Source organism: Proteus sp. TJ1640 (assembly GCF_003144445.1).
Classification (GTDB): Bacteria; Pseudomonadota; Gammaproteobacteria; order Enterobacterales; family Enterobacteriaceae; genus Proteus; species Proteus penneri.
Genome location: NZ_PENY01000018.1, coordinates 207,913 through 234,473, shown reverse-complemented (window position 1 = coordinate 234,473; position 26,561 = coordinate 207,913). Strand labels below are relative to the sequence as shown.

Sequence of the window (26,561 nt, the reverse complement as noted above, 5' to 3'; positions counted from 1 at the left end):
TACACGATTAAGCGTTTAAATATCACTTTTAGATCTTGGTGCTATATTTTGAGATCCTCTTTACGCCTTGCGTTCAAGGTGTTAAATTGATCACGTTTCCGAGATTTTGTTAGTAAAGTTTTATCTATTAATATTACTTAACTCAACCTTGGTGACTTATAAACTCAGATTCTACTATCTTCTTAGTATTGTTCAGGCGAAACTCTTGTATCTTTATATTGAAACACTGAAGCAACGGCTGGATGCGATTAATCAACTCAGACTGGAACGAGCATTTGCATCGATGTGTGATGTTTTTAAACAGGTCTATGGTTTAATTCCTGTTTTATTGCATTACCACCATCCTGAGTTGCCCGGCTACATACAAGGAAATGTTCCTCACGGCACATGTTTCTTTGAACCTGATGACATGCAACGTCAATGGGCCAATAAGCTGATTAACGCATTATGTGATGAGCCAATGGAAGGGTACGCCAGCGGAGAGTTGCCAATTACTGGCATCTACTCGATGGGTAGCACTTCTTCTATTGGGCAAAGTCACTGCTCTGATATTGATATTTGGGTCTGCCATCAATCATGGCTGGATCAGGATGAGCGTGCGCTTTTACAACGTAAGTGCCAACTGATTGAACAGTGGGCTGGTGAGCTAGGCATTGACGTTACATTTTTCTTAATCGATGAAAATAGATTTCGCCATCATGCAAGCGGTAGCTTAGGTGGGGAAGATTGTGGTTCTACTCAACATATTCTTTTACTTGATGAATTTTACCGTACAGCGGTACGTCTTGCAGGTAAACGCTTGCTATGGACGATGGTGCCAGTAGAAGAAGAACACCATTATGATGAATATGTTAACTCCCTTTATGCTCAGGGCGTATTAACACCCAATGAGTGGTTAGATTTGGGGGGGTTAGGTGAACTTTCAGCCGAAGAGTATTTTGGTGCAAGTTTATGGCAACTTTATAAAAGCGTTGATTCACCATATAAAGCGGTATTAAAAAGTATTTTATTAGAAGCTTATTCAGCGGATTATCCTAATGGAAAACTGCTGGCATTAGAGATGAAGCAACATCTACACCGTGGCGAAATCGTTAATTATGGTTTAGATGCTTATTGTATGATGCTTGAGCGTGTTACTCGTTATTTGGTTTCTATCAATGATTTAACCCGCCTTGATCTTATCCGTCGCTGTTTTTACCTTAAAGTGTGTGAAAAATTATCTAACGAAAAAACACAAAATGAATCCGAAGGTTGGAGACGACAAGTTTTATCGCAATTGGTCACTCAGTGGCAATGGGATAACGAACGGTTAACGATACTCGATACCCGTGATAGCTGGAAAATCGAGCGAGTACGTGATGCGCACAACGAACTATTAGATACGATGATGCAAAGCTATCGTAATCTTATCCGTTTCGCGCGTCGCAATAATTTAAGTGTCAGTGCAAGTCCACAAGATATTGGTGTATTAACACGTAAACTTTATGCGGCATTCGAAGCATTGCCTGGTAAAGTGACACTGGTTAATCCGCAAATATCTCCTGATTTATCAGAGTCGCATTTAACCTTTATTTATGTACCACAAGGCCGAGCAAATCGTAGCGGTTGGTATTTATATAATCGTGCCCCTGATTTTGAAAATATCGTTGGACATCAACCATTAGAATATAACCGCTATTTAAATAAATTAGTGGCATGGTCTTACTTTAATGGGCTGTTAACGAAAGAGTCTCGAGTTTATATTCATCAAGGAGAATCCTCTTGTGATGAAATTAAACTACATGAATTAGTTAGGGATATGTCGAGCCATTTCCCGATTCGTTTACCTGCACCGACACCGAAAGCACTGTATAGCCCTTGTGAAATTAGACACCTTGCGATTATTGTCAATTTAGAAACTGACCCAACAGAAAGTTTTTCTGATCAAGTGGTTCACTTTGATTTTAGAAAATTAGATGTCTTTAGTTTTGGCGAAAAAGAGCAGTGTCTTATTGGTAGCATTGATTTGTTGTATCGTAACTCTTGGAATGAAGTAAGAACCCTTCATTTCAGTGGTACACAATCTATGTTGGAATCGTTAAAAACGATTTTAGGTAAAATGCACCAAGATGCGGCTCCACCTGCTTCTGTTGAAGTATTCTGTTATAGCCAACATTTGCGTGGTTTAATCCGTACTCGTGTTCAGCAGTTAGTTTCAGAATGTATTGAATTGCGGTTATCAACGAATCGTTTAGAGCCGGGGCGTTTTAAAGCTTTGCGTATTGCTGGGCAAACGTGGGGATTGTTCTTTGAACGCCTCAATGTGTCAGTACAAAAATTAGAAAATGCTATCGAGTTTTATGGTGCAATTTCATATAACAAGCTTCATGGGTTGCCGGTTAAATTAGATAAAGATGCTCGCTATTTACCTGCGGTGATTGATGGTTTTGCGTGTGAAGGGATTATCCAATTCTTCTTTGAAACCACAGAAGATAATAATGTCTTTAATATCTATATCTTAGATGAAGCAAATCGCGTCGAAATTTATTCCCATTGTGAAGGAAGTAAAGAAGAGTTAGTGAAAGATGTTAGCCGTTTCTACTCTTCCTCTCATGACCGATTTACATATGGCTCAAGCTTTATCAATTTTAACTTGCCACAATTTTATCAAATTGTGAAAGTGGAAGGCTTAACACAAGTGTTACCTTTTGCTGGTGGATCATTTGGTAAATTATCCGATCTAGGTAGTAAAGAAGCGCAACCTGAGATGAATATTATTGCCCACGGATTTACAGATTATAAAGCTGTGCAACACACTTAATTGAGTACGAGCCAATAAAAACACAAATGGGAGCTTTGATAGCTCCCATTATTGTAATTAACCGCGCTTCTTAGAAAGAAAACGCTTCCCCACTTTGTTCTGTTATTGCTTGTGCTAGCATGGTTAAAAATTCACCGCCACTTCTATCACAAATCCATTGCTCATCTTTCCAATCAAAGTGATAACCACCAGAACGTGTTGCTAACCAAATTTGATGAAACGCTTCCTGACGATTAATAATAATTTTGCTATTATTTTCAAAGGTTAATGTCATTACACCGCCATTGATTTCACAATCAATATCTGCGTCACCTTCATAATTATCAATAGTTTGTTCTATTTCTGACAAGAGTTCGTCAGCTAATTGGTGAAATTCACTGTCGTTCATCTTCATTTCCTATTTGCTTTTCGAGATCTAACTGCGATTATAGAGGATATTAACCAAATAAATGACAGGCAGATTTCGAATGAAAACGTATTTACGTTGCACTCTTGCTATAATAACACTGATTTCTCTTTCTGGTTGTGGCTTGAAAGGCCCTCTTTATTTCCCACCTGAAGATACTCAGGCAAAAATGACACAGTCACCCCAGCCAACCCAGCAAGTTGAGAGCGCCTCAACTCAGACCAATTAGTCAATTTTAGAAACGGTAATTTCGTTTCAGGCAGGGGCAAGATGCAATTTTCAAAAATGCATGGTCTTGGTAACGACTTTATGGTGGTCGATGCTGTGACTCAAAATGTTTATTTTTCACCAGAATTAATATGTCGATTAGCGAATCGCCATACTGGTGTTGGGTTTGATCAATTATTGGTGGTTGAAGCTCCTTATGATCCTGAACTCGATTTCCATTATCGTATTTTTAATGCGGATGGAAGTGAGGTTGCGCAGTGTGGTAATGGCGCTCGTTGCTTTGCTCGATTTGTGAGATTAAAAGGTCTTACAAACAAAAGAGAGATAAAAGTCAGTACACAGTCTGGCAGAATGACCTTGCAAGTTATGGATAATGACGATGTGTGCGTCAATATGGGGGAGCCCGAATTTGAACCTCAAAAAATCCCTTTCCGTGCACAAAAAGCAGAAAAGACCTATATTATCAGGGCAATGGAACGCACTGTATTATGTGGTGTAGTTTCAATGGGAAACCCCCATTGCGTTATTCAGGTTGAAGACATTAAAACAGCCGAAGTTGAGTTGTTAGGACCTGTGTTAGAGCAACATGAACGTTTTCCTGAACGTGCTAATATTGGTTTTATGCAGATCGTAGACAGAAACAACCTTCATTTACGGGTATTTGAACGAGGTGCGGGCGAAACGAATGCCTGTGGTAGCGGAGCTTGTGCTGCTGTTGCTATCGGTATTTCACAAGGTTTATTAGATAAACGAGTGAAAGTGACTTTACCCGGTGGTGTACTGCTAATTGAATGGAAAGGAGAGGGTAACTCTCTTTATATGACTGGGCCAGCGACACATATTTATGATGGGATCATCCAGCTATAATATTATTTTTTGAGAGGCTATCTGTATGACGGATAAAAATGAGCAGTTTTGTTGCCCTGAAACAAACGAACTTAATGATCAACAAGTGATCCGTTACCTTAGGGAGCATCCTGGTTTTTTTATCCGTAATGCAAGCTATATCGAGCAAATGAAAGTTCCTCATCCCGTCAGAGGAACTGTTTCTTTAGTTGAATGGATAATGTCGCGTCAACGAAACCGTATCCATTATCTTGAAGAAGATATGCGTTTGTTGATAGAACAAGCCTCGGAAAATGAAGCACTGTTTAGCCAACTCTTATTATTAATTTCTGAACTATCCAACAGTGCTTCTCTTCACGAAATGCTAGAACGCTTAAACCTCTGGGCAAAAGGATTAGGGCTTTATTCAGTTCAATTACGCCTATTTACTGATCGCTGGCAATTGCAGCCACCTTTAGATGCACAAGATCTCCCATTATCTCGTCAAGCATTTGAACATTTTCGCATTCAACGTATGGGTGATGATAATCACTATTTAGGCCCATTAAATGGGCAAGAGATAATGCTATTGATGCCGAATGTACGACGTTCTGGTTCCGTTGCGCTTTCATTGTTAGGGCATTATGGTGATTTGGGGGTGATTATTTTTAATAGCCGAGATAACCAACATTTTCAGGAAGGGATGGGAACAGTAATGCTGGATAAGCTAGCCCATATTTTACCCGAATTATTACTTCGTTGGATTGCAAGGCAATGAATCAACCAATAGATATTCCAGAAACACTCTCCACCGCTATCGAGCAATTCCTGCGTTATATTCAAGTTGAACGCCGATTAAGCCCTGTCACAGTAGAAAATTATCATCGTCAACTGATGGCATTAGCACAAATGATGGTGGCGATGAAAATCACACAATGGATATCACTCGAAAGCCAACATGTACGCATGTTATTAGCAAAAAGTAATCGTAGCGGGTTACAACCGACTAGCCTTGCTTTGCGCTTTTCGGCGTTACGTAGCTTTCTTGATTGGCAAGTGGCGCAAGGAATGTTAGCGGTTAATCCAGCAAAAGGTATTCGCACGCCTAAATCGGGTCGTCACCTTCCTAAAAATATGGATGTTGATGAAGTTAGCCAATTGATGAATATCGACCTAAAAGATCCGCTTTCTGTTAGAGATAGAACCATGTTGGAAGTGATGTATGGTGCAGGATTACGTCTATCAGAATTGACTAACTTAAATATTAGCGATATCGACATGAATGAAGGCGAAGTTCGTGTTTTAGGTAAAGGGAGTAAAGAACGAAAAGTGCCGCTGGGAAGAAAAGCGCTAGAGTGGTTACAAAATTGGTTTCCGATACGAGAGCTCTATGCACCTGAAGATAAAGCTGTCTTTATCTCAACCCAAAGTGGTAAACGTTTATCTGTGCGCAGTGTACAAAAACGGTTTGAACTTTGGGGGATTAAGCAAGGACTAAGTAGCCATGTGAACCCTCATAAATTGCGCCACTCATTTGCCACACATTTATTGGAATCCAGTGGTGATTTGCGTGCTGTACAAGAGTTATTAGGGCACGCCAATTTATCGACCACACAAGTTTATACCCACTTAGATTTTCAGCATTTAGCGAAAGTCTATGATGCTGCTCATCCGAGAGCTAAGAGAGAAAAATCATAATGCGCTTTTACAGAACTCTGACGCCAATCGCAGCGATGACTTTTGATTTAGATGATACGCTGTATGACAATGTGCCAGTGATGGACAGGACTGAAAAAGAGACACTGGATTTTATTCGTCAATATGATCTGCGTTTTAATCATTTCACAGAAAAAGAGGTGAATGATTATAAAAAGCCACTTTTAGAAAATGATCCTGATATTTTTCATGATATTACGCAATGGCGTTGGCTTGCGGCTAGAAATATGTTGTTAGATTACGGTTACAGTGAAGCCAAAGCACAACAAGGTGCGGATGAAATTATGGCGCACTTTGCTTATTGGCGTAGCCGCATTAATGTACCTAATAATACTCATCATGTTCTCACCGAATTGGCACAGAAAATCCCATTAATTGCGATTACAAATGGTAATGCAAACCCATTAAGTTGTGGTTTAGGACAGTATTTTTCACATATTTTAAAAGCTGGCCCTGATGGTCGCTCTAAACCTTATCCTGATATGTTTGATAAAGCTGCCGCACTGTTAGATCTTCCACATGAGAAAATCCTACATGTGGGAGATCACCTTGTAACCGATGTCGAGGGAGCCGTTAGTAGTGGATTACAAGCGTGTTGGATTAACCTTGATAGCCGTAGTTTGTTTGAAGAAGGTGAAACCAGAGTAATGCCGCATATTGAAATTACAGATTTAAGTAAACTAATAGAATTAGTTTAATGTGATATGCGGTAAGAATGGCACAGATAAACGCGGTTAAGAAAGGCTTTATTTTGCATAGCACGTGAATTCCTGTTAGTTTGTTGCTTACTCTCTATTTCTGTATATATCCACAGTATTTTCTTCACTAAATGATTGGTAATTATGGACGTCTCATATCTGCTAGAAGGCCTTAACGATAAACAGCGTGAAGCGGTAGCCGCACCTCGCATTAATATGCTGGTGTTAGCTGGCGCTGGCAGTGGTAAAACACGGGTACTGGTACATCGTATCGCATGGTTATTATCTGTTGAACAAGCTTCTCCTTTTTCGATTATGGCGGTGACGTTTACCAATAAAGCCGCCGCAGAGATGCGACATCGTATTGAGGACTTAATTGGTACAAGTCAAGGCGGTATGTGGATCGGCACGTTCCATAGCCTTGCTCATCGTTTATTACGCGCACACTATCTTGATGCAAATTTGCCACAAGACTTTCAAATTATTGACAGTGACGATCAATATCGTCTTATTCGTCGCATTGTTAAATCGATGAACCTTGATGATAAACAATGGCCTGCACGACAAGGAATGTGGTACATCAACGGTAAAAAAGATGAAGGATTACGCCCTCAGCATATTCAAACCTATGGTAATCCTGTTGAAACAACATGGTTGAAAGTGTATCAAGCATATCAAGAAGCTTGCGATCGTGCGGGGCTGGTGGACTTTGCAGAGCTTTTATTACGTGCTCATGAGCTTTGGTTGAATAAGCCGCAAATTTTAGAACATTACCAAAATCGCTTTACTAATATCTTGGTTGATGAGTTTCAAGATACTAACCGTATTCAATATGCATGGATTAGAATGCTGGCGGGTCAAACGGGTAAAGTGATGATTGTCGGTGACGACGACCAATCCATTTATGGTTGGCGTGGTGCACAGGTTGAGAATATTCAAAACTTCTTAAATGAATTCCCCGGCGCAGAGACTATCCGATTAGAGCAAAATTATCGTTCTACCAGCAATATTCTAAAAGCCGCGAATGCACTCATTGCTAATAACAGTGACAGATTAGGTAAAAATCTGTGGACTGAAGGTGCAGAAGGTGAGCCTATTTCGCTGTATTGTGCTTTTAATGATTTAGATGAAGCGCGTTATGTAGTTGGTCGAATTAAACGCTGGCAAGAAGAAGGCGGTGCACTGACAGATTGTGCCATTCTTTATCGCAGTAATGCTCAATCTCGTATAATGGAAGAAGCATTATTACAAGCAGCGATGCCATATCGTATCTATGGCGGTCAACGTTTCTTCGAGCGCCAAGAAATCAAAGATGCACTCTCTTATATGAGATTAACGGCGAATCGCCATGATGATGCTTCTTTCGAGCGTGTTGTGAATACACCAACACGGGGTATAGGTGATAGAACATTAGATATTGTTCGCCAAGTTGCAAGAGATAACCAAATTACCTTATGGGAAAGCGCATTACAGGTTATCGAACATAAAATGCTAGCAGGGCGAGCAACCGCTGCAATCCAACGATTTTTAGAACTGATCGAAACACTCGCTTCTGAAACGGCAGATATGCCATTACATGTGCAAACAGACCGAATTATTCGTGATTCAGGTTTAAAAGCGATGTATGAGCAAGAAAAAGGTGAAAAAGCACAAGCTCGTATTGAAAACTTAGAAGAGCTGGTTACTGCGACTCGCCAATTTAGTTATCAAGATGAAGACGAAGATTTGATGCCACTGCAAGCGTTTCTTTCTCATGCTGCATTAGAATCAGGCGAAAGCCAAGCTGATGCATATCAAGATGCTGTGCAGTTAATGACACTTCATTCGGCTAAAGGGCTCGAATTTTCACAAGTCTTTATTGTGGGTGTAGAAGAAGGTATGTTCCCAAGTCAGATGTCGCTAGATGAAGGTGGGCGTTTAGAAGAAGAGCGTCGTTTGGCTTATGTGGGTGTCACGCGAGCAATGAAAAAGTTAACGCTTACTTACGCTGAAAACCGCCGTCTATATGGAAAAGAAGTCAGTCATCGGCCATCTCGCTTTATTGGTGAGTTACCTAAAGAGTGTGTTGAAGAAGTTCGTTTACGTGCGACGGTTTCACGTCCTGTCAATCATAGCCGTTTAGGCACTCCGATTAGCAATGATACCGGTTATTCGCTTGGGCAACGTGTGAAGCACCCTAAATTTGGTGATGGCACCATTATCAATATTGAAGGTAGCGGTGAACATTGCCGATTACAAATCGCCTTTAATGGTGAAGGTATTAAATGGCTGGTAGCTGCATTTGCTCGACTAGAGTAAGTTGTCATTTAAAGTGAGCAGTTACTATCTTAATATAAAAAACACCCTTACTTATCTATCAAATAAGTAAGGGTGTTTTTTTAAGGGATGTTCGATTTGATTACTTAATAATCTCGTTATCTATTCTTACTCAACGGGATTAATTGATGAAACTCTCTAGCGTATTCTTTTATACCTACTCTTTTGTTTCACCTTGCACGCGAACTTCTTCCGCCTCTTTTTCTAGTAATGAATTATTGATTGAAAATACTGAGGAAGTCCTGTGTGATACTTATCATCCCAGTGAACCTATCAATGAATTTGAAGAAGATTTGTATTGTAAGTTATTGAGACATCAACGTGATTTTGTTCCTCGAGTTAATCTCTATTACAGCGTTGTGATTAACCATATTCAATGGGTTAATAATGCAATATCAACGTTATTTAGGTACTCAAATCGCTATGTAGAAGCGAAATCAAAGAGTGCGCATTCATTAAAGAAGAGTAAGCAGAAAAAACTCTCTTCCGCTTTTACACAAATTAGTAATTTAGCGGAAGAGTGAGTTTTAGGAGGTTAGCTACGTCTTAAACGGCGTTGTGTATAAAGTGCATCAAGTGTAAAGAGGATCAGGGCAACCCAAATAAAACCAAAGGTCACTAATCTTTCTGCATCAATTTGCTCGCCATATACCATTGTGGCAAGAATAAACATCAAGGTGGGGCCAATATATTGGAAAAAACCCAAAGTTGATAAACGCAGATGATGTGCAGCTTCTGTAAAGAGTAGTAGCGGTACAGTTGTAATAATACCGGCTGCAATTAACAAGGTATTTAATGACCAACTATTTTCAAGCATATTGCTAGTCGGCGAATGTGTGAAAAATAAGATATAAACTAATGCAACAGGGAATAGCCATAATGTCTCTACCAGCATACCTGTTTGTGCATCGACACCCAATTTTTTACGCAGTAAGCCATAAAGGCCAAAAGTCACGGCAAGGCTTAATCCAATCACGGGCACTGAACCAAAGTGCCAGAGTTGAATAAATACACCAGTAAATGCCAAACCTACTGCTATCCATTGCATACGGCGGAACCGCTCGCTCAAGAAAAGCATGCCAAATAGTACGTTAACGAGTGGGTTAATAAAGTAGCCAAGGCTGGCTTCTAGCATATAACCATGGTTAACCGCCCATATATAGGTAAGCCAGTTAGTTGCGATAATAATGGCAGTCAGTGCTAAAAGAAGAATTTTTTTAGGTTGACGTATTAATTGGCGCAAATAAGGCCAATGACGACTGATAGTCATTAAAATCAACATGAAAAAGAACGACCATAAAATGCGGTGCGTTAAGATCTCTTCTGCGGGCACTTCTTGAATGCTTTTAAAATAGACAGGGGCAATACCCCAGATCAAATAGGCGCCTAAGGCACATAAAACGCCTTTCATCGTGTTTTTCTGGCTCATGCTATCTCTGGATTTGATGGAAAGGAAAAGTGTGACGGGGTTATCATACCCAATGACATTATTTAATGTGTCATTAGGCATGTATTTTTACAAGTAATTAATACTAATCTAAGCATTATCGCGCACAATGAATTTTAGCAAAGGCTTAACCTACAATATAAGTTGCTGTCCCACTCGCAATATGAATTTGTTTTTCATTATGTAATTCAACACGAGCAACAGACACTTTATTACCACTGCGTAAAATATGGCTACTTGCAGTAAAACATTCTCCACGTCCCGGTCTTAAATAATCAACACGTAAATCAATAGTGCCCATATTAGCGAGTTTTTGTTCGAGTTGCTCTTGGGATATTGGTGCTAAACGTGTTAATGCGTTACCGACACAAACTAATCCCGCGCTGACATCAAGTACAGAAGCAATAAGCCCACCATGTAAGATACGTTGAGCAATATTACCAACAAGTTTATCTTGATACCGAAATTGAATTTCAGCGTAGTCTTGCTCAAAACGAACTAGCTCTAAGCCAATTAATTGATTAAAGGGCATCTTATAAACAAAAACATGACCAATTAGTGTTTGAGCCTCTTCTAATGTTAACAGTTTTTCCATTTTTAGAACCTCTAATATCACATCATTAAGTTAATATTATGTTAATGATACATGACAAATTCGTAATTGCACATTCGTGCTATAAATATAATGATGTGAAAATATACGAGATTTAATGGCAATTACGTGTAAAATATGGACGCTAAAGTGCAATAAAGCACATATATAAGAACTAATTCTAAAGTAAGTACTAACTTCTATATTATTCAATAATGAAACAGGATAATTAACTATGCGTTACATCCGTTCTTTACTTGCGGTGGTTTTATTCTATCCAGCATGGGGATTTGCATCAGAAATTCAAGCATCATCATCTCCTGCACCGCTTGTTCAGGGCAGTATCATTTCTGGTTTATTACAAGAATACGATTCACCTTTTGTTCTTTATCCTTATGAATCCAATTATATTATTTACACTGACACCTCTGATATGAATAAAGAGGCTATTCAAAGTTATGATTGGGGTAATAAGGCTAAAAAAGATGAGGTGAAATTTCAGCTCAGTTTGGCCTTCCCTTTGTGGCGCGGTATTGCGGGCGAAAACTCTGTTTTAGCGGCATCTTATACTCAACGTTCTTGGTGGCAATTAAGTAATAAGAAAGAATCAGCCCCTTTCCGTGAAACAAACTATGAACCGCAACTTTTTCTAGGCTGGGCAACAGACTATAAATTTGCAGGTTGGACACTTCGTGAAATAGAAACAGGTTTTAATCACGAATCGAATGGTCGTTCTGATCCCACCTCTCGTAGCTGGAACCGCGCTTATGCGCGTTTTATGGCACAAAAAGGCAATTTACAGCTTGATCTAAAGCCTTGGTATCGCTTTAGTGAAAGTGCTCAACGTGATGATAATCCAGATATTAATCGCTATATGGGTTATTACCGTTTAAAAGTGGGCTATCGACTAGGCGAAAGTGTGATCACCGCAACTGGACGTTATAACTGGAACAGTGGTTATGGGGCGGCTGAATTAGGCTGGAGTTACCCAATCACTAAGCATGTACGTTTTTATACCCAAGTATTTAGTGGCTATGGCGAATCGATGATTGACTATAATTTTCGCCAGACACGGGTTGGTGTGGGTGTGATGCTGAATGATATGCTGTAATTTTCTCCGTTCTGGGTTAGCATAGCGCTATAAATGATGATGGCACCTTCACATTGGTGCCTTTTCTTTTACTCCTCATCATAGTTTTTATCAGCAGCTTTTCAGAGGAACGGTGTGTCCACAGCAGAAGTTCTTAACTCAATGCCATCAGCACAGGCTATTTTGCGAGAAACCTTTGGGTATCAGCAATTTCGTCCTGGTCAGCAAGAAGTCATCCATACCATTACAACTGGGAGAGATTGTCTAGTTGTGATGCCGACAGGGGGTGGTAAATCTCTTTGTTATCAAATTCCCGCCTTATTGCTTGATGGGCTGACAGTGGTTGTTTCGCCACTCATCTCACTGATGAAAGATCAGGTTGATCAACTTTGCCTTCATGGTATTGAAGCGGCTTATTTAAATTCAACCCAAACGCGTGAAGAGCAGCTTGATGTTCAAATACGTTGTCAAAAGGGTGAAATAAAACTGCTGTATATTGCCCCTGAACGTTTAATGATGGAGAGTTTTCTTCATCAATTAGTGCAGTGGAAACCGGTATTACTGGCTGTTGATGAAGCGCACTGTATTTCACAATGGGGACATGATTTTCGTCCTGAATATCGCGGTATAGGGTTATTAAGACAATATATTGCTGATGTTCCCATTATTGCACTGACGGCAACGGCCGATAATACAACACGTTACGATATTATTAATCAGCTAGTGTTGCGTGATCCCTTAATTCATATCAGCAGTTTTGATAGACCGAATATCCGCTACACTTTAGTAGAGAAATACAAACCACTTGATCAACTTTGGCTATTTATTCGTGGCCAAAAAGGAAAATCAGGCATTATTTATTGTAATAGTCGCAGTAAAGTCGAAGAAACCGCAGAACGCCTGAGTAAACGAGGATTAAGTATTGCGGGTTATCATGCGGGAATGGAAATTGCACAACGTGCTAAAGTACAAGAAGCTTTCCAACGTGATGATTTGCAAATTGTGGTTGCCACTGTTGCATTTGGTATGGGCATTAATAAACCCAATGTCCGATTTGTCGTTCACTTTGATATTCCGCGAAATATTGAATCTTATTACCAAGAAACAGGACGAGCAGGGCGAGATGGGTTGCCCGCGGAAGCGGTATTATTTTATGATCCTGCCGATATGGCGTGGTTGCGTCGTTGTTTAGATGAAAAGCCAGAAAGCGACCAAAAAGCGATTGAAATGCATAAGCTCAACGCAATGGGAGCATTTGCTGAAGCGCAAACATGCCGACGTTTAGTGTTACTAAATTACTTCGATGAGCATCGACAAAATGCTTGTGGTAACTGCGATATTTGTCTTGATCCCCCTAAGCAATATGATGGTTTAGTGGATGCACAAAAGGCATTGTCCTGTATTTATCGTACTGGTCAGCACTTTGGTATTGGTTATATTGTTGAAATTTTAAGAGGCGCGAATAATCAGCGTATTCGGGATTTGGGACACGATACATTACCTGTTTATGGTATTGGTAAAGCGCAAAGCCATGAACATTGGGTGAGTGTGATCCGCCAGCTTATTCATTTAGGTATGGTGACACAAAATATTGTCCATCGCTCTGCATTACAACTGACAGAAATGGCAAGACCCATCTTACGTGGTGAAGTGCCATTACAATTAGCCGTGCCTAGATTATTAAGCCCGACAAAAAGCCGTAATCAACAAACAAAAAATACCCATAGACAGTACGATAGAAAATTATTTGCGAAACTACGTAAATTGCGTAAATCTATTGCTGATGAAGAAAACATTCCACCATTTGTCGTTTTTAATGATGTCACATTGATTGAAATGGCAGAACAATGCCCTGTTTATCCTGATGAGTTATTATTAATAAACGGTGTCGGACAACGAAAATTAGAACGATTTGGACCTGCTTTTATGACACTCATTCGTGACCATATTGAGGGCTTTGAATAACGCTAATAAGGAGAGTCAATGACAACCACTTTGTTTAAATATTCGTGGTTATCGCGTGAAAAGCAGTTTTCTGCATTTACGAACGGCGTCTTATTGGATTTTTGGGGGCAACGCGAAGAAGGTGAGTTTGTTGGTGTTGATGGCGCCAAAATTCGCTATGTTTATTGGCGCTCACCATCGCACAATAAAGCTCTAGTTATTGCTTCGGGCCGTAGTGAAAGCTATGTAAAGTACCCTGAAGTTGCATTCGATTTTTTTCACTCAGGCTATGATGTTTTTCTTCTCGATCATCGAGGACAAGGGCTTTCTGACAGACTGTTAGAAGATACGCAAAAAGGACATGTAGAGAAATTTAGTGATTATATCGATGATTTCTCGACGTTCGTCGATACGATAGTGCTGCCTTTTCAATACCCGCATTATTTTGCATTAGCTCACTCAATGGGAGGGGCTATCTTAGCGGGATATCTTCTAAAGCAAACTCATGTTTTTAAAGCTGCGGCATTAAGTGCGCCGATGTTTGGTATTAAATTACCCATACCTCGCTGGGTGGCTAATTTTTTAGTTAACCGAGCTGAACAGAGTCAATCTGAAAGAAATAATTACGCGGTATCAACAGGTAAATGGTTTCCACTGCCATTTATCCTTAATGTGTTAACACATAGCCATGAGCGATATCGCCGATATTTACGTTATTATGCTGATTTTCCAGAACTGCGATTAGGTGGACCTACTTATCATTGGATGGGAGAGAGTCTAAAAATGGGAGATTGGTTAATTGAACATGCGGGAGAGATTAATACCCCTCTATTAGTGCTCGAAGCAGAGCTTGATAAGGTGGTAGATAATCAAGAGCTAAGGGCTTTCTGTGAACGTTATAGTCAGTCCAGAACAAGAGAAGAAAAACAAAAATTGCCACTGGTGATTGAGGGTGCGCATCATGAAATCTTGTTCGAAATAGATAAGCTACGCTCACAAGCATTAAATGAAATCTGTGAGTTTTATGATAAGCATTTATTTTAATCAGGAATGTGTATGTATTCGATAGTCGCTTCAGATCTTGATGGCACGTTGTTATCACCTAATCATGTATTAACTCCCTATACGCAAGAAACCCTGCACCTACTTATTAATAAAGGGGTGCATTTTGTATTCGCAACAGGTCGTCATCATGTTGATGTTGCTCAAATTCGTGATGGATTAGGCATTAACGCTTATATGATAACCTCTAATGGTGCACGAGTGCATAACACGCATGGTGACCTTATTTTTAGCCAAGATCTTGAGCCTGAAATTGCTTATGACTTGGCTCTTATGGTTTTTGATCACCCTGAAATTGAAACTAATATTTATGCTGGTGACTATTGGTATGTTAATAAAGAGATGCCGGGGGCTTGTGAGTTTTTTCGAGAATCAGACTTTAGCTATGAGTTATATTGTAAAACAGGATTCCCGACTACCAATGTCTGTAAGGTCTTTTTCACCTCTGAGGATCATGAGCTATTACTGAAGCTAGAGAATGAAATTAATCAGCGCTGGGGTGATAAGGTCAATGTGAGTTTCTCACTGCGTAATTGTTTAGAAGTGATGGCGGGTGGTGTATCTAAAGGTGAGGCGCTAGAGAAAGTAGCTGAACTGATGCAACACTCTGCGAAAGATGCTATCGCGTTTGGCGACGGTATGAATGACAAAGAGATGCTCAAGATAGCGGGTAAAGGCTGCATTATGGAAAATGCCCATCAGGCATTAAAAGATCTGCTACCCAATATGGAAGTGATCGGTACTAACGCGGATGAAGCCGTTCCTCATTATTTACGTAACTTATACCAAGTGTGATCCCTTCTAAAGAAAAAGGCGAATAAGATGTGTTGTTCGCCTTTTTCTTTTTAAATCTGCCTACATTTCGTCAGTGATATTGCATCGTAAACTGTAATGTCCCATTGGCTTTGCCTGCGCTCGTTGTATCAGCGGTTTGGATATAGCCTGCCTCCAAAGGGATAGAATAACTCCCTGCACCGCTATTTTCTTCACTCACAGTAATGAGTTGTCCTAGCTTAATAGGCTGATTTTTATATTTAACTTGGATACCGTAACCCTTGGCAGTATTGCTGTCTGTTGGATTACTTAAACCAATGGTTCCAGCAGTTTGTTGATCATCAGCGACGCCCTCAAACCGAATTTTGATTGGTGAAACAGGATCACAACTCAAGTCGATATTAAAATTTTTAATACTTTCGGGGCTTACAGAGCCAACACCGTTAAAACTTGATTTAGGAACTGCACCGAGTGGGACATTAATGTTGTTATTCACCACATCACAACCACTTGAGATAATATTTAATGATGAGAGGTTAATTTTGGGTTCTACTTTCCCCACATAGTCACTAGTGATAAAGCCATTGTTGTAGATAATTAACATTGCCACCCATGAAGCAGGGATGGTTTGTGATTTTACATTATCTCGTAATTTATAAAGCTTCATTTCTAATGAAACAGAATAATTACCACTGGTAGCATAGGTTGAGCAAATAAGGCGATTACTGTAGTTACCATCAATATTTTGCTGACCATCGACATAAGCAGAGCCACTACAACTCCCGTTAATGGTGCCATGTAAGGTATAACCTACACCACTGCTGTTAAGTTCTTTGACATAAGCGCCATTCACTTTTGGGCTTGATGCATTTAAAGAGCCCGGTAAATAAATCCCAGGTCTTACTGCACTACCGGAGAGGTTCCACCATGTCCATGCGTTCATCGTTCCTAACGGAATAGTAGCGATTTCGGTTAAAATCGGCGCTGAACGTGAGACATAAATAGGAGCAGAATAGGTGACCGTTTTAGTGGTAAATTCAGCCCTAAATTCTGCAAATGTGGTTGATGTATACAAAATAGCAGACAGACAACCAAGAGTTATAGATTTATTCATTGTGATCACCTATCTGCATTCAAGTTGTAAAAATTGGATTTTTTCTAAGGCAAGATCCACATTTAACGTCGTTTGGCACTGTTCAATAGCACTGTTGCCCCATTTAGCTCGTAGCTGGCTGTGTTCGGGTACGCCATTTAAGAAAACCTCACCATCATTGGCCACAATTCCACTTGAAAGCACCTGATCGTCTTTATAAATTTCAACTTGAGTACCAAATGGCAGTGGTGTTCCGTTGTAGTGCAAGTTTGCAAGTACACGAGCGCCTTTTCTTGCTTTGAAATCGGCTAAGACAATTGCTCCTTTAGTTGGAATAACGGTTGTCGATGTTAATTCAACGTCGTTATTCCCCGTTAAAGAAGCCGGATCAACCGTCACTTTATTCCGTTCATAACGTGAAACATTAGGAATAACAGCATAACCTTGTGCATTGGTATAAAGGCTTTGTGCGCTACTGACTTTCAAGTTATCAACATCTTCTGCTTTAATTAAAATGGCAGAATCGTAAATGGTTCGTGATGGTGTGATCCCACCTTGATGAACTAAAAGTGCACCTGTTGCCCCCCAATTCATTGATTGATAACGTTTGTCGTAACTGTAACCCGCACTGATTTCACCCCCTGAAGCACTGTAGTTGCCATTAACAGAGCCACTGTATTCTTGACGAGAATGATTGTAGTTTTGTGAAATATCATATTGCAGGTTGTTATCTTCCAACTGAGTACCACTTAAACTCACTGAGCTAATAGAATCACCTTGTTTACTGGTGTTATAGCGATAACTTAACCAGTTGTTATTCTGACCAACATTAAACGGAAGACTAAAATTAATAGATAAAATCTGATCGGTTAACCCACTTTCTTGACGCTTGTTATAAGCATAAGAGACGCTATAACTTAAAGCTCGATAATTTGAGTTAAAACTCACATTCATATTGCGATCGACTCTGTCTTGATACCAATAATATTGTTGATAACCATTTAATGAGAGATAACCCATATCTCCTAAAGATTGTGATACGGATAACTGGAACTGTTTTTTCTTACGATAAAGATGAGAAAAACGTTCATTAGCTGCCGAGAAATCGTAATAATCTTTTGTTGAATAGCGATAAGAAGCCAGTGAAAAACCCGTTTTAGTATCAGGTAAATATTTAGAATATTGAACACGATAAGATTGCCCTTGGGCTTCATCGTTATTTATTAAGGTTGTTCTCGCGTGAGTTATATCCGCAGAAACGGCACCTAAATAGCCAAGATTAACCCCAGTACCTAATGCATAAGCTTGATAATCAGCAGAGATTAATGTGCCACCATAAATGGAGAGATTGTAAGGAAGTCCATAAATAGCTGAGGTTTGAAAGAAATTAGGTTTCCTCGCAGCCGTATCTGCATAATATTTACCAATATCTACACTGTATTTTAGGCTACCCGCGCGTTGCATCATGGGAACAGCAGAAAAAGGTTGTGAAAAAGTACGGGTTGTTCCGTCGGCTTCTTCAATCGTAACTTGTAAATCACCGCTGTAAGAAGTGGGATATAAATCTGAAATAGCAAACTCACCCGGTGGAACGGAGGTCTGATAGATGATGCTGTTATTTTGTCGAATGGTGACAACGGCATTACTTTGCGCGATACCTCTGACGATAGGAGCAAATCCACGTTGGCTTTGTGGCAACATGCTTTCATCAGAAGCTAATTTAATACCACGATAAGGAATGCTCTCCAATACATCGTTATCAGAAGCCGTTTCACCGATAGTTAAACGACTTTTTAAACGACGAATATCTCGCTCAACATAAGTCTGCAAGCTATTCCATTGAGATGAGTTATCACTATTTTTATTGTAGTTACTGTGGTTACGTAAACGCCAAGCGCCAACATTAACACCACTTCGTAATCCTAAGAAAATAGAGTTACTGTTGTTTTGGTCACGATACCAATACTGATTTTGACGATAAGTGTAATTTACAAAGGCGGCATTTATGCCATCGTTCCACTGTGCTGGTGGAATATAGCCTTGCCCATAATTGTATAAAGCAATTTGTGGTATAGAAAACGACAAACGTGCTCGTGAAAAATCATACTCATATTTTGCATTCGGAATAACGCTAGCAATATCGGTAACTGTTGATGTACTCGCTTGCTGGTTAAATTGCGAAGTCACAGACTCTTTTACTCCCCAATTTAATAAATCTTGTTTGGTGAGTTCAGGTGTCAGTACCTTTTTTTCTTCATCGAAAATAAAACGGACTTGGCGATTATCGATTAATTTATTATTGAGATAAATATCAACAGAGTAGACACCAGGAAGCTGTCCTCCCGCATAAGAAAAATAATCAAGGCTATTAATATCTGCGACTTGATTTTCTATTCCTAAGTTGAGTGCATCAGGGTTAAATTGCTCTTCAGCAATCACCTGATAAGGAAATAAAATAGAGGCTATTGCCATAGCTAGTACACAGTGGCGATAGAGATTATCAGTAGGAAATACCGATAATCGTTTTGTAGATAACGCGATGATGGATAAAGTCATAACTCTGTACTCTTAATTTAATACTTTATCTACAGTTGCACCGTAGTCATTAATAAACTGCACAGTGACTTTTTGGGAAATAGGACTCTCTTTAAGTAACACTACTTCTTGATGAGGGTTGATTAAAGGGTCGTAAGGGTAGCGTTTATCATCAATAAAAATATGTTTAATCGTGAGGTGATAAGGTGTTTTGTTATTAAGCACCAACCCTTGGCTTTGTTTGGATAACTCAACGTTATTAAAATTAAGCGGCTCAATATCATGAGAGCGTAAAAAGAGTTTAAATTGAGAGTTAATCACTAGTTGTAATTGATTTTCAGGACTTTTTTCAACAGGTGGAATTGATTTTATATTCAGCCAATAGACGACTTCAGTATTTGAATTTAACGGTTCACCAGTATAGGAAATACGTGCAGTTCCTGTGCCATCAGGTTCGATACGAAAAAGCGGGGGTGTTGCAATAAAAGGCGTTTTTTCTGTACCTTGAAAAGCAGAGACCCAACTCTGGATAAGATAAGGTTTTTCTTTATCGGTATTTAGAATAGGAATGCTTATTTCACGAGCATTATCGTTATAAACAAACCGAGTTCCCCCCACACTTATTCCAGCAGCATGGCTTACCGTTATGAGAGAAAATAATAAAAATAGAGTTAGAAAAATATTCTTTTTCATAAATGGCGCCACAAGATTAAGGGAAATAAGAGGGTAATAAGTATTACCCTCGTTTTTATTATTTATATTGGATGCTATAAACGGCTGATCCGTTAGCTGGCCCTGGTGTTGCTTGTGCTGTTGCTTTGTAGCGTGCAACATAATCTAAGTTAATTTCAGTTCCATTGATTTCGACTTCTTTCGAATCGTCATATAGGTTTATTTGAGATACGGCATCTTTTTCAAAGAGAGCGATACCCACATTTGTCGCGCCACCTGAAACTTGCTCAATGGCTAAAATATCGCTATCAATGGCATCACGTGTCCCGCCAAAACGGACAGAGACAGTGGTATTTACAGGGCAATCAATCAGTTTGATTGTGAAATCTTTAAGGCCAGCAACTTCCCCTTTTGTTGCTAAACTTTTTGATGATACTTTTCCTAAATCTACGGTTAGATTTTTAGAAGAACTATCCACAGTACAGGCTTGATCTGTTATTTCTCCGAAAAAGTTAATTGTGCCCGATGCAAAAGCAGCAGGTACAGAAAGTAGAGAGAGACTCATCCCTAATAAATAGAGAGGTTTATTTAATTTGCTCATGAGTGGTCCTATATAAAAAGTAGTTATTGTTACTTTTTAATTTATTTATAAGTATAGATTTAAGTATTAGTTTATTCGCATAGGGAATATGCCAATAAAATATAACATCACAAAAAATTTAAGTTAATAAAGATTTACATGAGTTTTTTTTGTCTTTATATCAAATTGTTTAATGTTCGTTTTTAAAATTAAAAATAACGTTTAATTAATCAATAATTAAATTTTGATGTGGATTGTTTATTAAGGATAATAAGTTTTTTATGTCTTCTGTTGAAAATGAATTTTTATTCAAATAAAGGTAGAATTTATATTCTTTATCTTCACTATGTATATTTAATTGTTTTATCGTATTTTTATTCAACTCTTCCTGAACAACGGTCAGGGGAAGCCGAGAATAACCCAGACCTTGCTTGACAAAGTTTATCGCTGTTTCCACAGAGCCCACTTGAATAACTTGGTTATTATGATCGGCATTTGAGTCATCAGCGAGTAGAGAAATATAGGTATGTCTTTGTAATTCCTTAGATAACTCATCATGTTGAAGATGTTGTAAAACACTCTTCGGATGTGTGACTAATACTGTTTTAATACTTTCTAAATCAATGGGTTGTAGTGATTTCACATTATAATGTGTTATTACCAAATCTTGATCTTTTTGCGCTAAAATATCTGATTTACTGAGTGCTGTTTTATGAATATTAATATCATAGTGTTTATTTTCTTTAATAAATTGGGAAATTTTATTCCAGAAAAGACCTGAAATATATAAAGGATCGATGACTATGTTTATCTTTAACTTGTTGTTAAACATTAAATTTTTAGCTTTTTTTTCTAATGAGATTGCTTTTTCAGTTATTTCTCTAGAGAGTTCAAGTAACAATTTACCTTCGTGAGTGAGTACTGCACGTCTTTTTTCTAAAGAGAGGATTTCAACTCCTAAAGTTTGCTCTAATTTATTGATAGTATAGCTAATTGATGATTGTGTTCTATGTAATGCATCTGCGGCCTGAGCAAAGCCACCGTAGTCAACGACGGCTTGTAAGGTAATCCACTGATCGAGAGTCGTTCGGGATTTTTCCATAATGGAACCTTCTTATTATTGTTTATTTAATACTCATTAAAAATGAAGCTAGCAATATATCTTAGCATTGTTAATAGGTAAGAATACTCATTTTTAAATCAAGTTTAAAAAATATTAACATTATAAGCTGTAATGTTATTTTTCAATCAATAGAAAAAATTTTAGAAGAGATATTTATTATTTTTTATTTTTATTATTTGATAATATGATCTTATAAATAAGATTTAGAACATTTTTATTCTTTTTTTAATATTGTTCATATAATTAAAAAGTATTATTTATAATAGTTAATGAGATTTTATATCTATATTTTTATTGGTTCTGTTTTTTATTCGTTTATAATTTTAATCATATTAATTCACGATTTTAAACTAATTGGTGTTTTTTATTTTTTTGTTTTTTAATTTTCTTAAATTTATTATTTTTAATTGTTTTACTTTTTGTTTTTAATTTGTTCTTATTCTTTTTTAGTATTAAAACTTAAAATATTAAATATTTCTATATTTAGCTTAAAATGATTAAAGAAAGAAAAAGAAGATCACTTTTGATAACAAACACTATGTGATAATCCAAATTAGACTGTGCTTAGTGTTAAATATGGGGATGCAGAGATATTTTAATATGTAAAGCTGCTGGTATTTTAAATGCAGACGCTAAGTTTTGTTAGCTATAAATGGCTTAATTTATTTAACTTAGAGAGGCAAAATGATCAGCTAAAGATAATACTTTAAAAGTTAAAAGCTAACAAAAAGCAATTTCTACTCATTGAGGGAGTTAAATTAAGTGTAAAAACGTAAAAATATGATTTAGGTCAATAGTTGGAGGTTGGTTTTAGTTAAGCGCTCAGTGTCGTCAATGAGGCAGTAAAATAATAAAGGTGAGATAAAATACATTTCACCTTGAGATAAATTAAATGCCGTATCCAAAATGGCGTTTTATCACCTGGCTGAATTGGTGTTTTGTTAGAAAAATATATTGTATTAATAATATTCACCAGAAAAAGTAACACTCTCTTTATGATGCTCACTTTATTATCTTCATATTACCATCGAGTGATAGATAGTTTCTTTGAGTTATTACTTATCAATTTTATTAAACAAAAAATCAAAAAATAATTTTCCTTTTTTTAGAAATAAGAGACTAAAAAGAAAATGCGGATTAATTTTATACAATCAATGAGCTATAAGAGAAATAGATACACAGTATAGGGTGAAGAAAGCATCATAAAAGAGGTTGAAAAAAATGAGAAAGGAAAGAGTAAAGCCATTATCTTTCGTAATTTTTCTATAAGATAATGGCTTTTTATCAAATTAATTGAAACCGAACTTATAATCCACCGACTTCTCTTGGTGTTGCGCGCATTGAGCTGCGAATTGTATTACCCATCATATCCACTCTTGCTTGGAATGGTGGGAACGGTAATGGAATACCGTGTTCTGCAAAGGCTAAGAGAATATTTTGATGGATCTCGTGTCTTGCTGGCATTCTGTGTCCCATCTCTGCTGCATAAACACGTAGTTCGAAAATTTGAATACCTTGCTGTAAATCGACCAGATAAACCTCAGGCGCAGGGTTTTCTAAAATCATCGTAGAACGTTTTGAGGCTTCTAATAACACATTGGTCACTTGCTCACTGTTGCAGTCTGCTGGTGCTGGGATTGTCATTACGATACGCGTAATTGAATCTGATAGTGACCAGTTAATAAATTGCTCTGTAATAAAGGCTTTGTTCGGTACGATAATTTCTTTTCTATCCCAGTCGGTTAACGTAGTTGCTCGCGTGTTGATCTTAGAGATATTTCCGGTCAAATTACGAATGGTAACGGTATCGCCAATACGAATTGGTTTTTCAAATAAGATCATCAAACCTGAAATGATGTTGGCAAAAATTTCTTGTAAACCAAAACCTAATCCGACCCCCATTGCTGCCACTAGCCACTGTAATTTTGACCATTCAATCCCTAATAAAGAGAAACCCACGATACTACCAATTAAGGTGATGGTGTATTTGGTCATGGTGGTAATGGCGTAACCTGTACCGGGCGTTAAATCAAGATGCTGTAAAATAGCCAACTCAAGTAACGCAGGGAGATTTCGAACTAATTGGGTTGTAATAATAATGACAAGGATCGCCACTAGAATAGAGCCCATGGTGATAGGTTGCACTGTGTTAACACCATTCACCGATGAGGTGACATCCCAAAGTCGGATATTGTCGACGAAAGAGAACGCTGTGTTTAATTCAGACCACAATAAGATCATCGAGACTAATGCAATCATAGTCAGAATAGAACGAACTAAACCAATAGATTGCGCACTGATCGCATCAAGATCTATTTCTTGAGCTTCAATTTCAAGTCCTGCTGTGCTTTCACCACTGCTTCCGACAATCGTATTTTCATCTTCACCTTTTGCGCGCTGTGCCAGAATTTCTGCACGCTTTTGTTTAGCACGTTCAAAGGCTAATTTTCGGCGCTGAATAAGCATCCATCGCTGAATAATATGGTAGATAATCAGTAGAGCAAACCAAATGGCGACAGACATTTCTAAACGACCGAGCAAGACAATCGAGGTAGAAAGGTAACCTAAGACGGCGGCTAAACCTGCAATAACAGGCGCAACCAGTAAGAACCACCATAAAATGGTGTTGATCAGGTTATCACCAGATCCATGTTTATCAAGATAAAGCGGAACGTGAGCTTTTTTAAGGCTAGACGTAATAAAGCTTAGGGCGATACAGAGTAGTAAGAAACAGAAGCGACCGACCGTCGGTGCAAATTCTCTATCGCTATAATATTCAAAGGTAATTAATGACATCATCAGTGGAACGATGACAAAAATAGAGAGTTGGTAAAAGCGCATTGCTTTTTTAACACGGCTCTCTTTCCATTTAAATTGAGCAATAAATAGGCCGTTATGCCGTGCGAAGGTTGCACTGATCATAAATAGCCACAACACGGGAGCGGCGGCTGTTACACCATAGCCAATCGCGCCGGCCATTGGATAACGCCATTCAACACTTTGTAAGCCATAACCGACGGCAGACCATAACAGCGGTAGCGGAAGTGCAATTAAAATAGACCAAAAAACGGTACGTATCGTCAGTGAAAAATGATCTTGAGTGACTTTACCGATACGGTTACTGACTCTTTCAAGGAATGCGTTGTAATGTTTTCGAGTGCGCAGGCTAAAGCCCACAATGGATAAAGTGACAAATAAGAATAGGAATGTATCCTGATTTTTAAGCATGCTGATAGCAGCATGACCTAATTGTGAAAAGGTATCTAATGAAAGCAGTCGAGTGATATCTTTGACTAATAGAACTGGATAATTAAATTTGATTGGGCTCATATCAGCAACCCAGAACATATAACGGTTTGTCGCGTCTTTTGTTTCTTTTAAAGCATCGGCTAATTGTGTTGTCGCAACTTTTAGTTTTGTTAATTCAAGAATTTGAGAGTCATAACCAGATAGCAACGAATTCAATAATTCATGACGTGCCTGGATAAGAGAATCAAAAATATATTGCTGAGCTTCAGGTAATTTAGAACCATCAGCCGTTTCTGGTGGCTGGATTTTACTTAAGTTTTCCAGCATATCCTCATAACGTAAACGTTCAACACGTAATTGAATGATATCTCTATCAAGCTCTTGTGAACGAGGCATTTCGGGTAAGCGGGAAAGCTGTGTTCTTAATGCTTCACCTAATGCTGTCGAGCCACTTAACCACTGTGCTTGTTCTCGGATCGTGGTGAGTGTTTGGCGAACTTGTTGTGTCTGTTGTGTGGTAATACGCTGTTTTTCTGACAGTTCGCTCATTTCCTGTGTTTGTTTATTCAGGATTTGAGAGAGTTCACGGTTAGTTTGGATCTGCTTTGTCAGAAACTCAGGAAGCTCGCCACCTTTCTCCGCTAACATCTCTGTTTTCTCTAATGCGAGATCAGCGACTTCTTGGCGCTTTATATTTAATAAGCTGCGTAATTGTTGTAGTTGTACATCAAGGCGCTGATAGCGTTTCTTAAACAATTCTAAGCGAAGGCGAGCGATTTCTTGGCGGTTATTAGCTGAAAGTTGTGCCATTTCAAGCTCATTAACCATGGCTTTACGTGCGGTAACTTCTGCTTGTGTGAGCTTATTTTGTGCTTCTGTTAACGGTGTTGTTGACGCACTGACAGCCGCGAGTCTTGCTGTCGCGTCACTGAGTAAACGGCGTGCTTCAGAAAGCTGTTGGGGTAATAAGTTTAACGATTCATTAATTTCTCGGCTTTTGTCTTGCTCTTGTTGTTGAAGCCTTGCTTGCTCCATTAATTGGCTACTGACTTGAATAATTTTCTGTTCTAAATCAGGAATGCTAATTTTTTCTGGGATAGTTGGAACTGAGTGGCTTTCTTCAAGAAGCTTAGTTCTGAGTTCTTTCGTGATCTCTGGATAATCATCAATAGCTTTTTGATAATTATCTGCATTTGCTTGCGCTTTTTCACCATCATTAATCCAATTGATAGTGCCTTGTAGCGCCTGAACTGTCTCAATATCTTGAGGATTGGTACTTCCTTCAAGTTGTTTTATATCTTGACGCAATTTTTCTACATCTGCTGATATTGCGGATGTACTGAATGAAAATGTCAAAAAAAGCGAGAAGAAAAGACTGATTATCAGGCGCACAAAGGTTACTCCGAATTAC

At 38.5% G+C, this 26,561-nt stretch carries 21 protein-coding genes; 12 read left to right on the top strand and 9 right to left on the bottom strand.

Annotated elements, in window-relative coordinates; all coding sequences use genetic code 11:
• Positions 1-205: 205 nt before the first annotated feature.
• Positions 206-2,800: a class I adenylate cyclase gene (locus DK861_RS07290; protein ID WP_072064600.1), complete on the top strand. Its 2,595-nt coding sequence runs from the start codon at positions 206-208 to the stop codon at positions 2,798-2,800.
• Between the two features lie 70 nt (positions 2,801-2,870).
• Here DK861_RS07290 and cyaY read toward each other — a convergent pair whose 3' ends face one another.
• The gene (gene cyaY, locus DK861_RS07285) at positions 2,871-3,188 is read right to left on the bottom strand and encodes an iron donor protein CyaY (RefSeq protein WP_109399691.1); all 318 of its coding nucleotides are present in this window, start codon (positions 3,186-3,188) and stop codon (positions 2,871-2,873) included.
• A 79-nt stretch (positions 3,189-3,267) separates the two neighbouring features.
• Between cyaY and DK861_RS07280 the strand changes: the two genes are divergently transcribed.
• The 7 genes from DK861_RS07280 to DK861_RS07250 all read left to right on the top strand — a co-directional run bounded on the left by DK861_RS07280 (position 3,268) and on the right by DK861_RS07250 (position 9,513).
• Positions 3,268-3,435, top strand: a complete 168-nt coding sequence (locus DK861_RS07280) for a lipoprotein (protein ID WP_006535806.1) — start codon at positions 3,268-3,270, stop codon at positions 3,433-3,435.
• A gap of 41 nt (positions 3,436-3,476) precedes the next feature.
• Positions 3,477-4,301: a diaminopimelate epimerase gene (gene dapF, locus DK861_RS07275; RefSeq protein ID WP_072064597.1), complete on the top strand. Its 825-nt coding sequence runs from the start codon at positions 3,477-3,479 to the stop codon at positions 4,299-4,301.
• A gap of 25 nt (positions 4,302-4,326) precedes the next feature.
• Positions 4,327-5,037: a DUF484 domain-containing protein gene (locus DK861_RS07270; RefSeq protein ID WP_072064596.1), complete on the top strand. Its 711-nt coding sequence runs from the start codon at positions 4,327-4,329 to the stop codon at positions 5,035-5,037.
• Entirely contained in the window at positions 5,034-5,957 is a 924-nt protein-coding gene (xerC, locus tag DK861_RS07265; protein WP_109399689.1) for a tyrosine recombinase XerC, read from the top strand. The genes DK861_RS07270 and xerC overlap by 4 nt, the downstream gene beginning before the upstream one ends.
• A complete protein-coding gene (yigB, locus tag DK861_RS07260; RefSeq protein WP_109399688.1) occupies positions 5,957-6,673 on the top strand; it encodes a 5-amino-6-(5-phospho-D-ribitylamino)uracil phosphatase YigB in 717 nt (238 codons plus the stop codon). Before xerC ends, yigB begins: the two co-directional genes overlap by 1 nt.
• Before the next feature lie 144 nt (positions 6,674-6,817).
• Positions 6,818-8,971, top strand: a complete 2,154-nt coding sequence (uvrD, locus tag DK861_RS07255) for a DNA helicase II (RefSeq protein WP_072064593.1) — start codon at positions 6,818-6,820, stop codon at positions 8,969-8,971.
• 146 nt (positions 8,972-9,117) lie between these two features.
• Complete coding sequence (locus tag DK861_RS07250; RefSeq protein ID WP_109399687.1) at positions 9,118-9,513, top strand: hypothetical protein; 396 nt, start codon at positions 9,118-9,120, stop codon at positions 9,511-9,513.
• An 11-nt stretch (positions 9,514-9,524) separates the two neighbouring features.
• On the opposite strand, the gene rarD is transcribed toward DK861_RS07250, so the two are convergent.
• Both rarD and DK861_RS07240 read right to left on the bottom strand, forming a co-directional pair.
• Positions 9,525-10,418, bottom strand: a complete 894-nt coding sequence (gene rarD, locus DK861_RS07245) for an EamA family transporter RarD (protein ID WP_109399686.1) — start codon at positions 10,416-10,418, stop codon at positions 9,525-9,527.
• A gap of 145 nt (positions 10,419-10,563) precedes the next feature.
• Positions 10,564-11,031, bottom strand: coding sequence for a thioesterase family protein (locus tag DK861_RS07240; protein WP_109399685.1), 468 nt, complete (start codon positions 11,029-11,031; stop codon positions 10,564-10,566).
• Positions 11,032-11,263: 232 nt separating this feature from the next.
• On the opposite strand from DK861_RS07240, the gene pldA reads away from it, so the two are divergent.
• From pldA to yigL, 4 genes are all read left to right on the top strand, one after another.
• On the top strand, positions 11,264-12,139 hold the full coding sequence (gene pldA, locus DK861_RS07235) for a phospholipase A (RefSeq protein WP_006535791.1): 876 nt from the start codon (positions 11,264-11,266) through the stop codon (positions 12,137-12,139).
• Positions 12,140-12,253: 114 nt separating this feature from the next.
• Entirely contained in the window at positions 12,254-14,083 is a 1,830-nt protein-coding gene (gene recQ / locus DK861_RS07230) for an ATP-dependent DNA helicase RecQ (RefSeq protein WP_109399684.1), read from the top strand.
• A gap of 18 nt (positions 14,084-14,101) precedes the next feature.
• Positions 14,102-15,106, top strand: coding sequence for a lysophospholipase L2 (gene pldB / locus DK861_RS07225; protein WP_072064589.1), 1,005 nt, complete (start codon positions 14,102-14,104; stop codon positions 15,104-15,106).
• A 12-nt stretch (positions 15,107-15,118) separates the two neighbouring features.
• Positions 15,119-15,919, top strand: coding sequence for a sugar/pyridoxal phosphate phosphatase YigL (gene yigL, locus DK861_RS07220; protein ID WP_109399683.1), 801 nt, complete (start codon positions 15,119-15,121; stop codon positions 15,917-15,919).
• 70 nt (positions 15,920-15,989) lie between these two features.
• Here yigL and DK861_RS07215 read toward each other — a convergent pair whose 3' ends face one another.
• The 6 genes from DK861_RS07215 to mscM form a co-directional block, all read right to left on the bottom strand.
• A complete protein-coding gene (locus DK861_RS07215) occupies positions 15,990-17,012 on the bottom strand; it encodes a fimbrial protein (protein WP_109399682.1) in 1,023 nt (340 codons plus the stop codon).
• A gap of 9 nt (positions 17,013-17,021) precedes the next feature.
• Entirely contained in the window at positions 17,022-19,547 is a 2,526-nt protein-coding gene (locus DK861_RS07210) for a fimbria/pilus outer membrane usher protein (protein ID WP_109399681.1), read from the bottom strand.
• A gap of 12 nt (positions 19,548-19,559) precedes the next feature.
• Positions 19,560-20,219, bottom strand: coding sequence for a molecular chaperone (locus tag DK861_RS07205; protein ID WP_109399680.1), 660 nt, complete (start codon positions 20,217-20,219; stop codon positions 19,560-19,562).
• 58 nt (positions 20,220-20,277) lie between these two features.
• Positions 20,278-20,799, bottom strand: a complete 522-nt coding sequence (locus DK861_RS07200; RefSeq protein WP_109399679.1) for a fimbrial protein — start codon at positions 20,797-20,799, stop codon at positions 20,278-20,280.
• A gap of 205 nt (positions 20,800-21,004) precedes the next feature.
• Positions 21,005-21,880, bottom strand: coding sequence for a LysR family transcriptional regulator (locus DK861_RS07195; RefSeq protein WP_109399678.1), 876 nt, complete (start codon positions 21,878-21,880; stop codon positions 21,005-21,007).
• Between the two features lie 1,326 nt (positions 21,881-23,206).
• Entirely contained in the window at positions 23,207-26,542 is a 3,336-nt protein-coding gene (gene mscM / locus DK861_RS07190; protein WP_109399677.1) for a miniconductance mechanosensitive channel MscM, read from the bottom strand.
• Positions 26,543-26,561: the final 19 nt, after the last annotated feature.

What these genes read in the sequence shown, in the direction of transcription:
- DK861_RS07250 (WP_109399687.1), top strand. Translation starts at nt 9,118, where the DNA reads ATGAAACTCTCTAGCGTATTCTTTTATACCTACTCTTTTGTTTCACCT.
- pldA (WP_006535791.1), top strand. Translation starts at nt 11,264, where the DNA reads ATGCGTTACATCCGTTCTTTACTTGCGGTGGTTTTATTCTATCCAGCA.
- rarD (WP_109399686.1), bottom strand. Translation starts at nt 10,418, where the DNA reads ATGAGCCAGAAAAACACGATGAAAGGCGTTTTATGTGCCTTAGGCGCC.
- DK861_RS07215 (WP_109399682.1), bottom strand. Translation starts at nt 17,012, where the DNA reads ATGAATAAATCTATAACTCTTGGTTGTCTGTCTGCTATTTTGTATACA.
- yigB (WP_109399688.1), top strand. Translation starts at nt 5,957, where the DNA reads ATGCGCTTTTACAGAACTCTGACGCCAATCGCAGCGATGACTTTTGAT.
- DK861_RS07205 (WP_109399680.1), bottom strand. Translation starts at nt 20,219, where the DNA reads ATGAAAAAGAATATTTTTCTAACTCTATTTTTATTATTTTCTCTCATA.
- DK861_RS07240 (WP_109399685.1), bottom strand. Translation starts at nt 11,031, where the DNA reads ATGGAAAAACTGTTAACATTAGAAGAGGCTCAAACACTAATTGGTCAT.
- pldB (WP_072064589.1), top strand. Translation starts at nt 14,102, where the DNA reads ATGACAACCACTTTGTTTAAATATTCGTGGTTATCGCGTGAAAAGCAG.
- DK861_RS07280 (WP_006535806.1), top strand. Translation starts at nt 3,268, where the DNA reads ATGAAAACGTATTTACGTTGCACTCTTGCTATAATAACACTGATTTCT.
- dapF (WP_072064597.1), top strand. Translation starts at nt 3,477, where the DNA reads ATGCAATTTTCAAAAATGCATGGTCTTGGTAACGACTTTATGGTGGTC.
- xerC (WP_109399689.1), top strand. Translation starts at nt 5,034, where the DNA reads ATGAATCAACCAATAGATATTCCAGAAACACTCTCCACCGCTATCGAG.
- yigL (WP_109399683.1), top strand. Translation starts at nt 15,119, where the DNA reads ATGTATTCGATAGTCGCTTCAGATCTTGATGGCACGTTGTTATCACCT.
- DK861_RS07200 (WP_109399679.1), bottom strand. Translation starts at nt 20,799, where the DNA reads ATGAGCAAATTAAATAAACCTCTCTATTTATTAGGGATGAGTCTCTCT.
- DK861_RS07210 (WP_109399681.1), bottom strand. Translation starts at nt 19,547, where the DNA reads ATGACTTTATCCATCATCGCGTTATCTACAAAACGATTATCGGTATTT.
- DK861_RS07195 (WP_109399678.1), bottom strand. Translation starts at nt 21,880, where the DNA reads ATGGAAAAATCCCGAACGACTCTCGATCAGTGGATTACCTTACAAGCC.
- cyaY (WP_109399691.1), bottom strand. Translation starts at nt 3,188, where the DNA reads ATGAACGACAGTGAATTTCACCAATTAGCTGACGAACTCTTGTCAGAA.
- uvrD (WP_072064593.1), top strand. Translation starts at nt 6,818, where the DNA reads ATGGACGTCTCATATCTGCTAGAAGGCCTTAACGATAAACAGCGTGAA.
- DK861_RS07270 (WP_072064596.1), top strand. Translation starts at nt 4,327, where the DNA reads ATGACGGATAAAAATGAGCAGTTTTGTTGCCCTGAAACAAACGAACTT.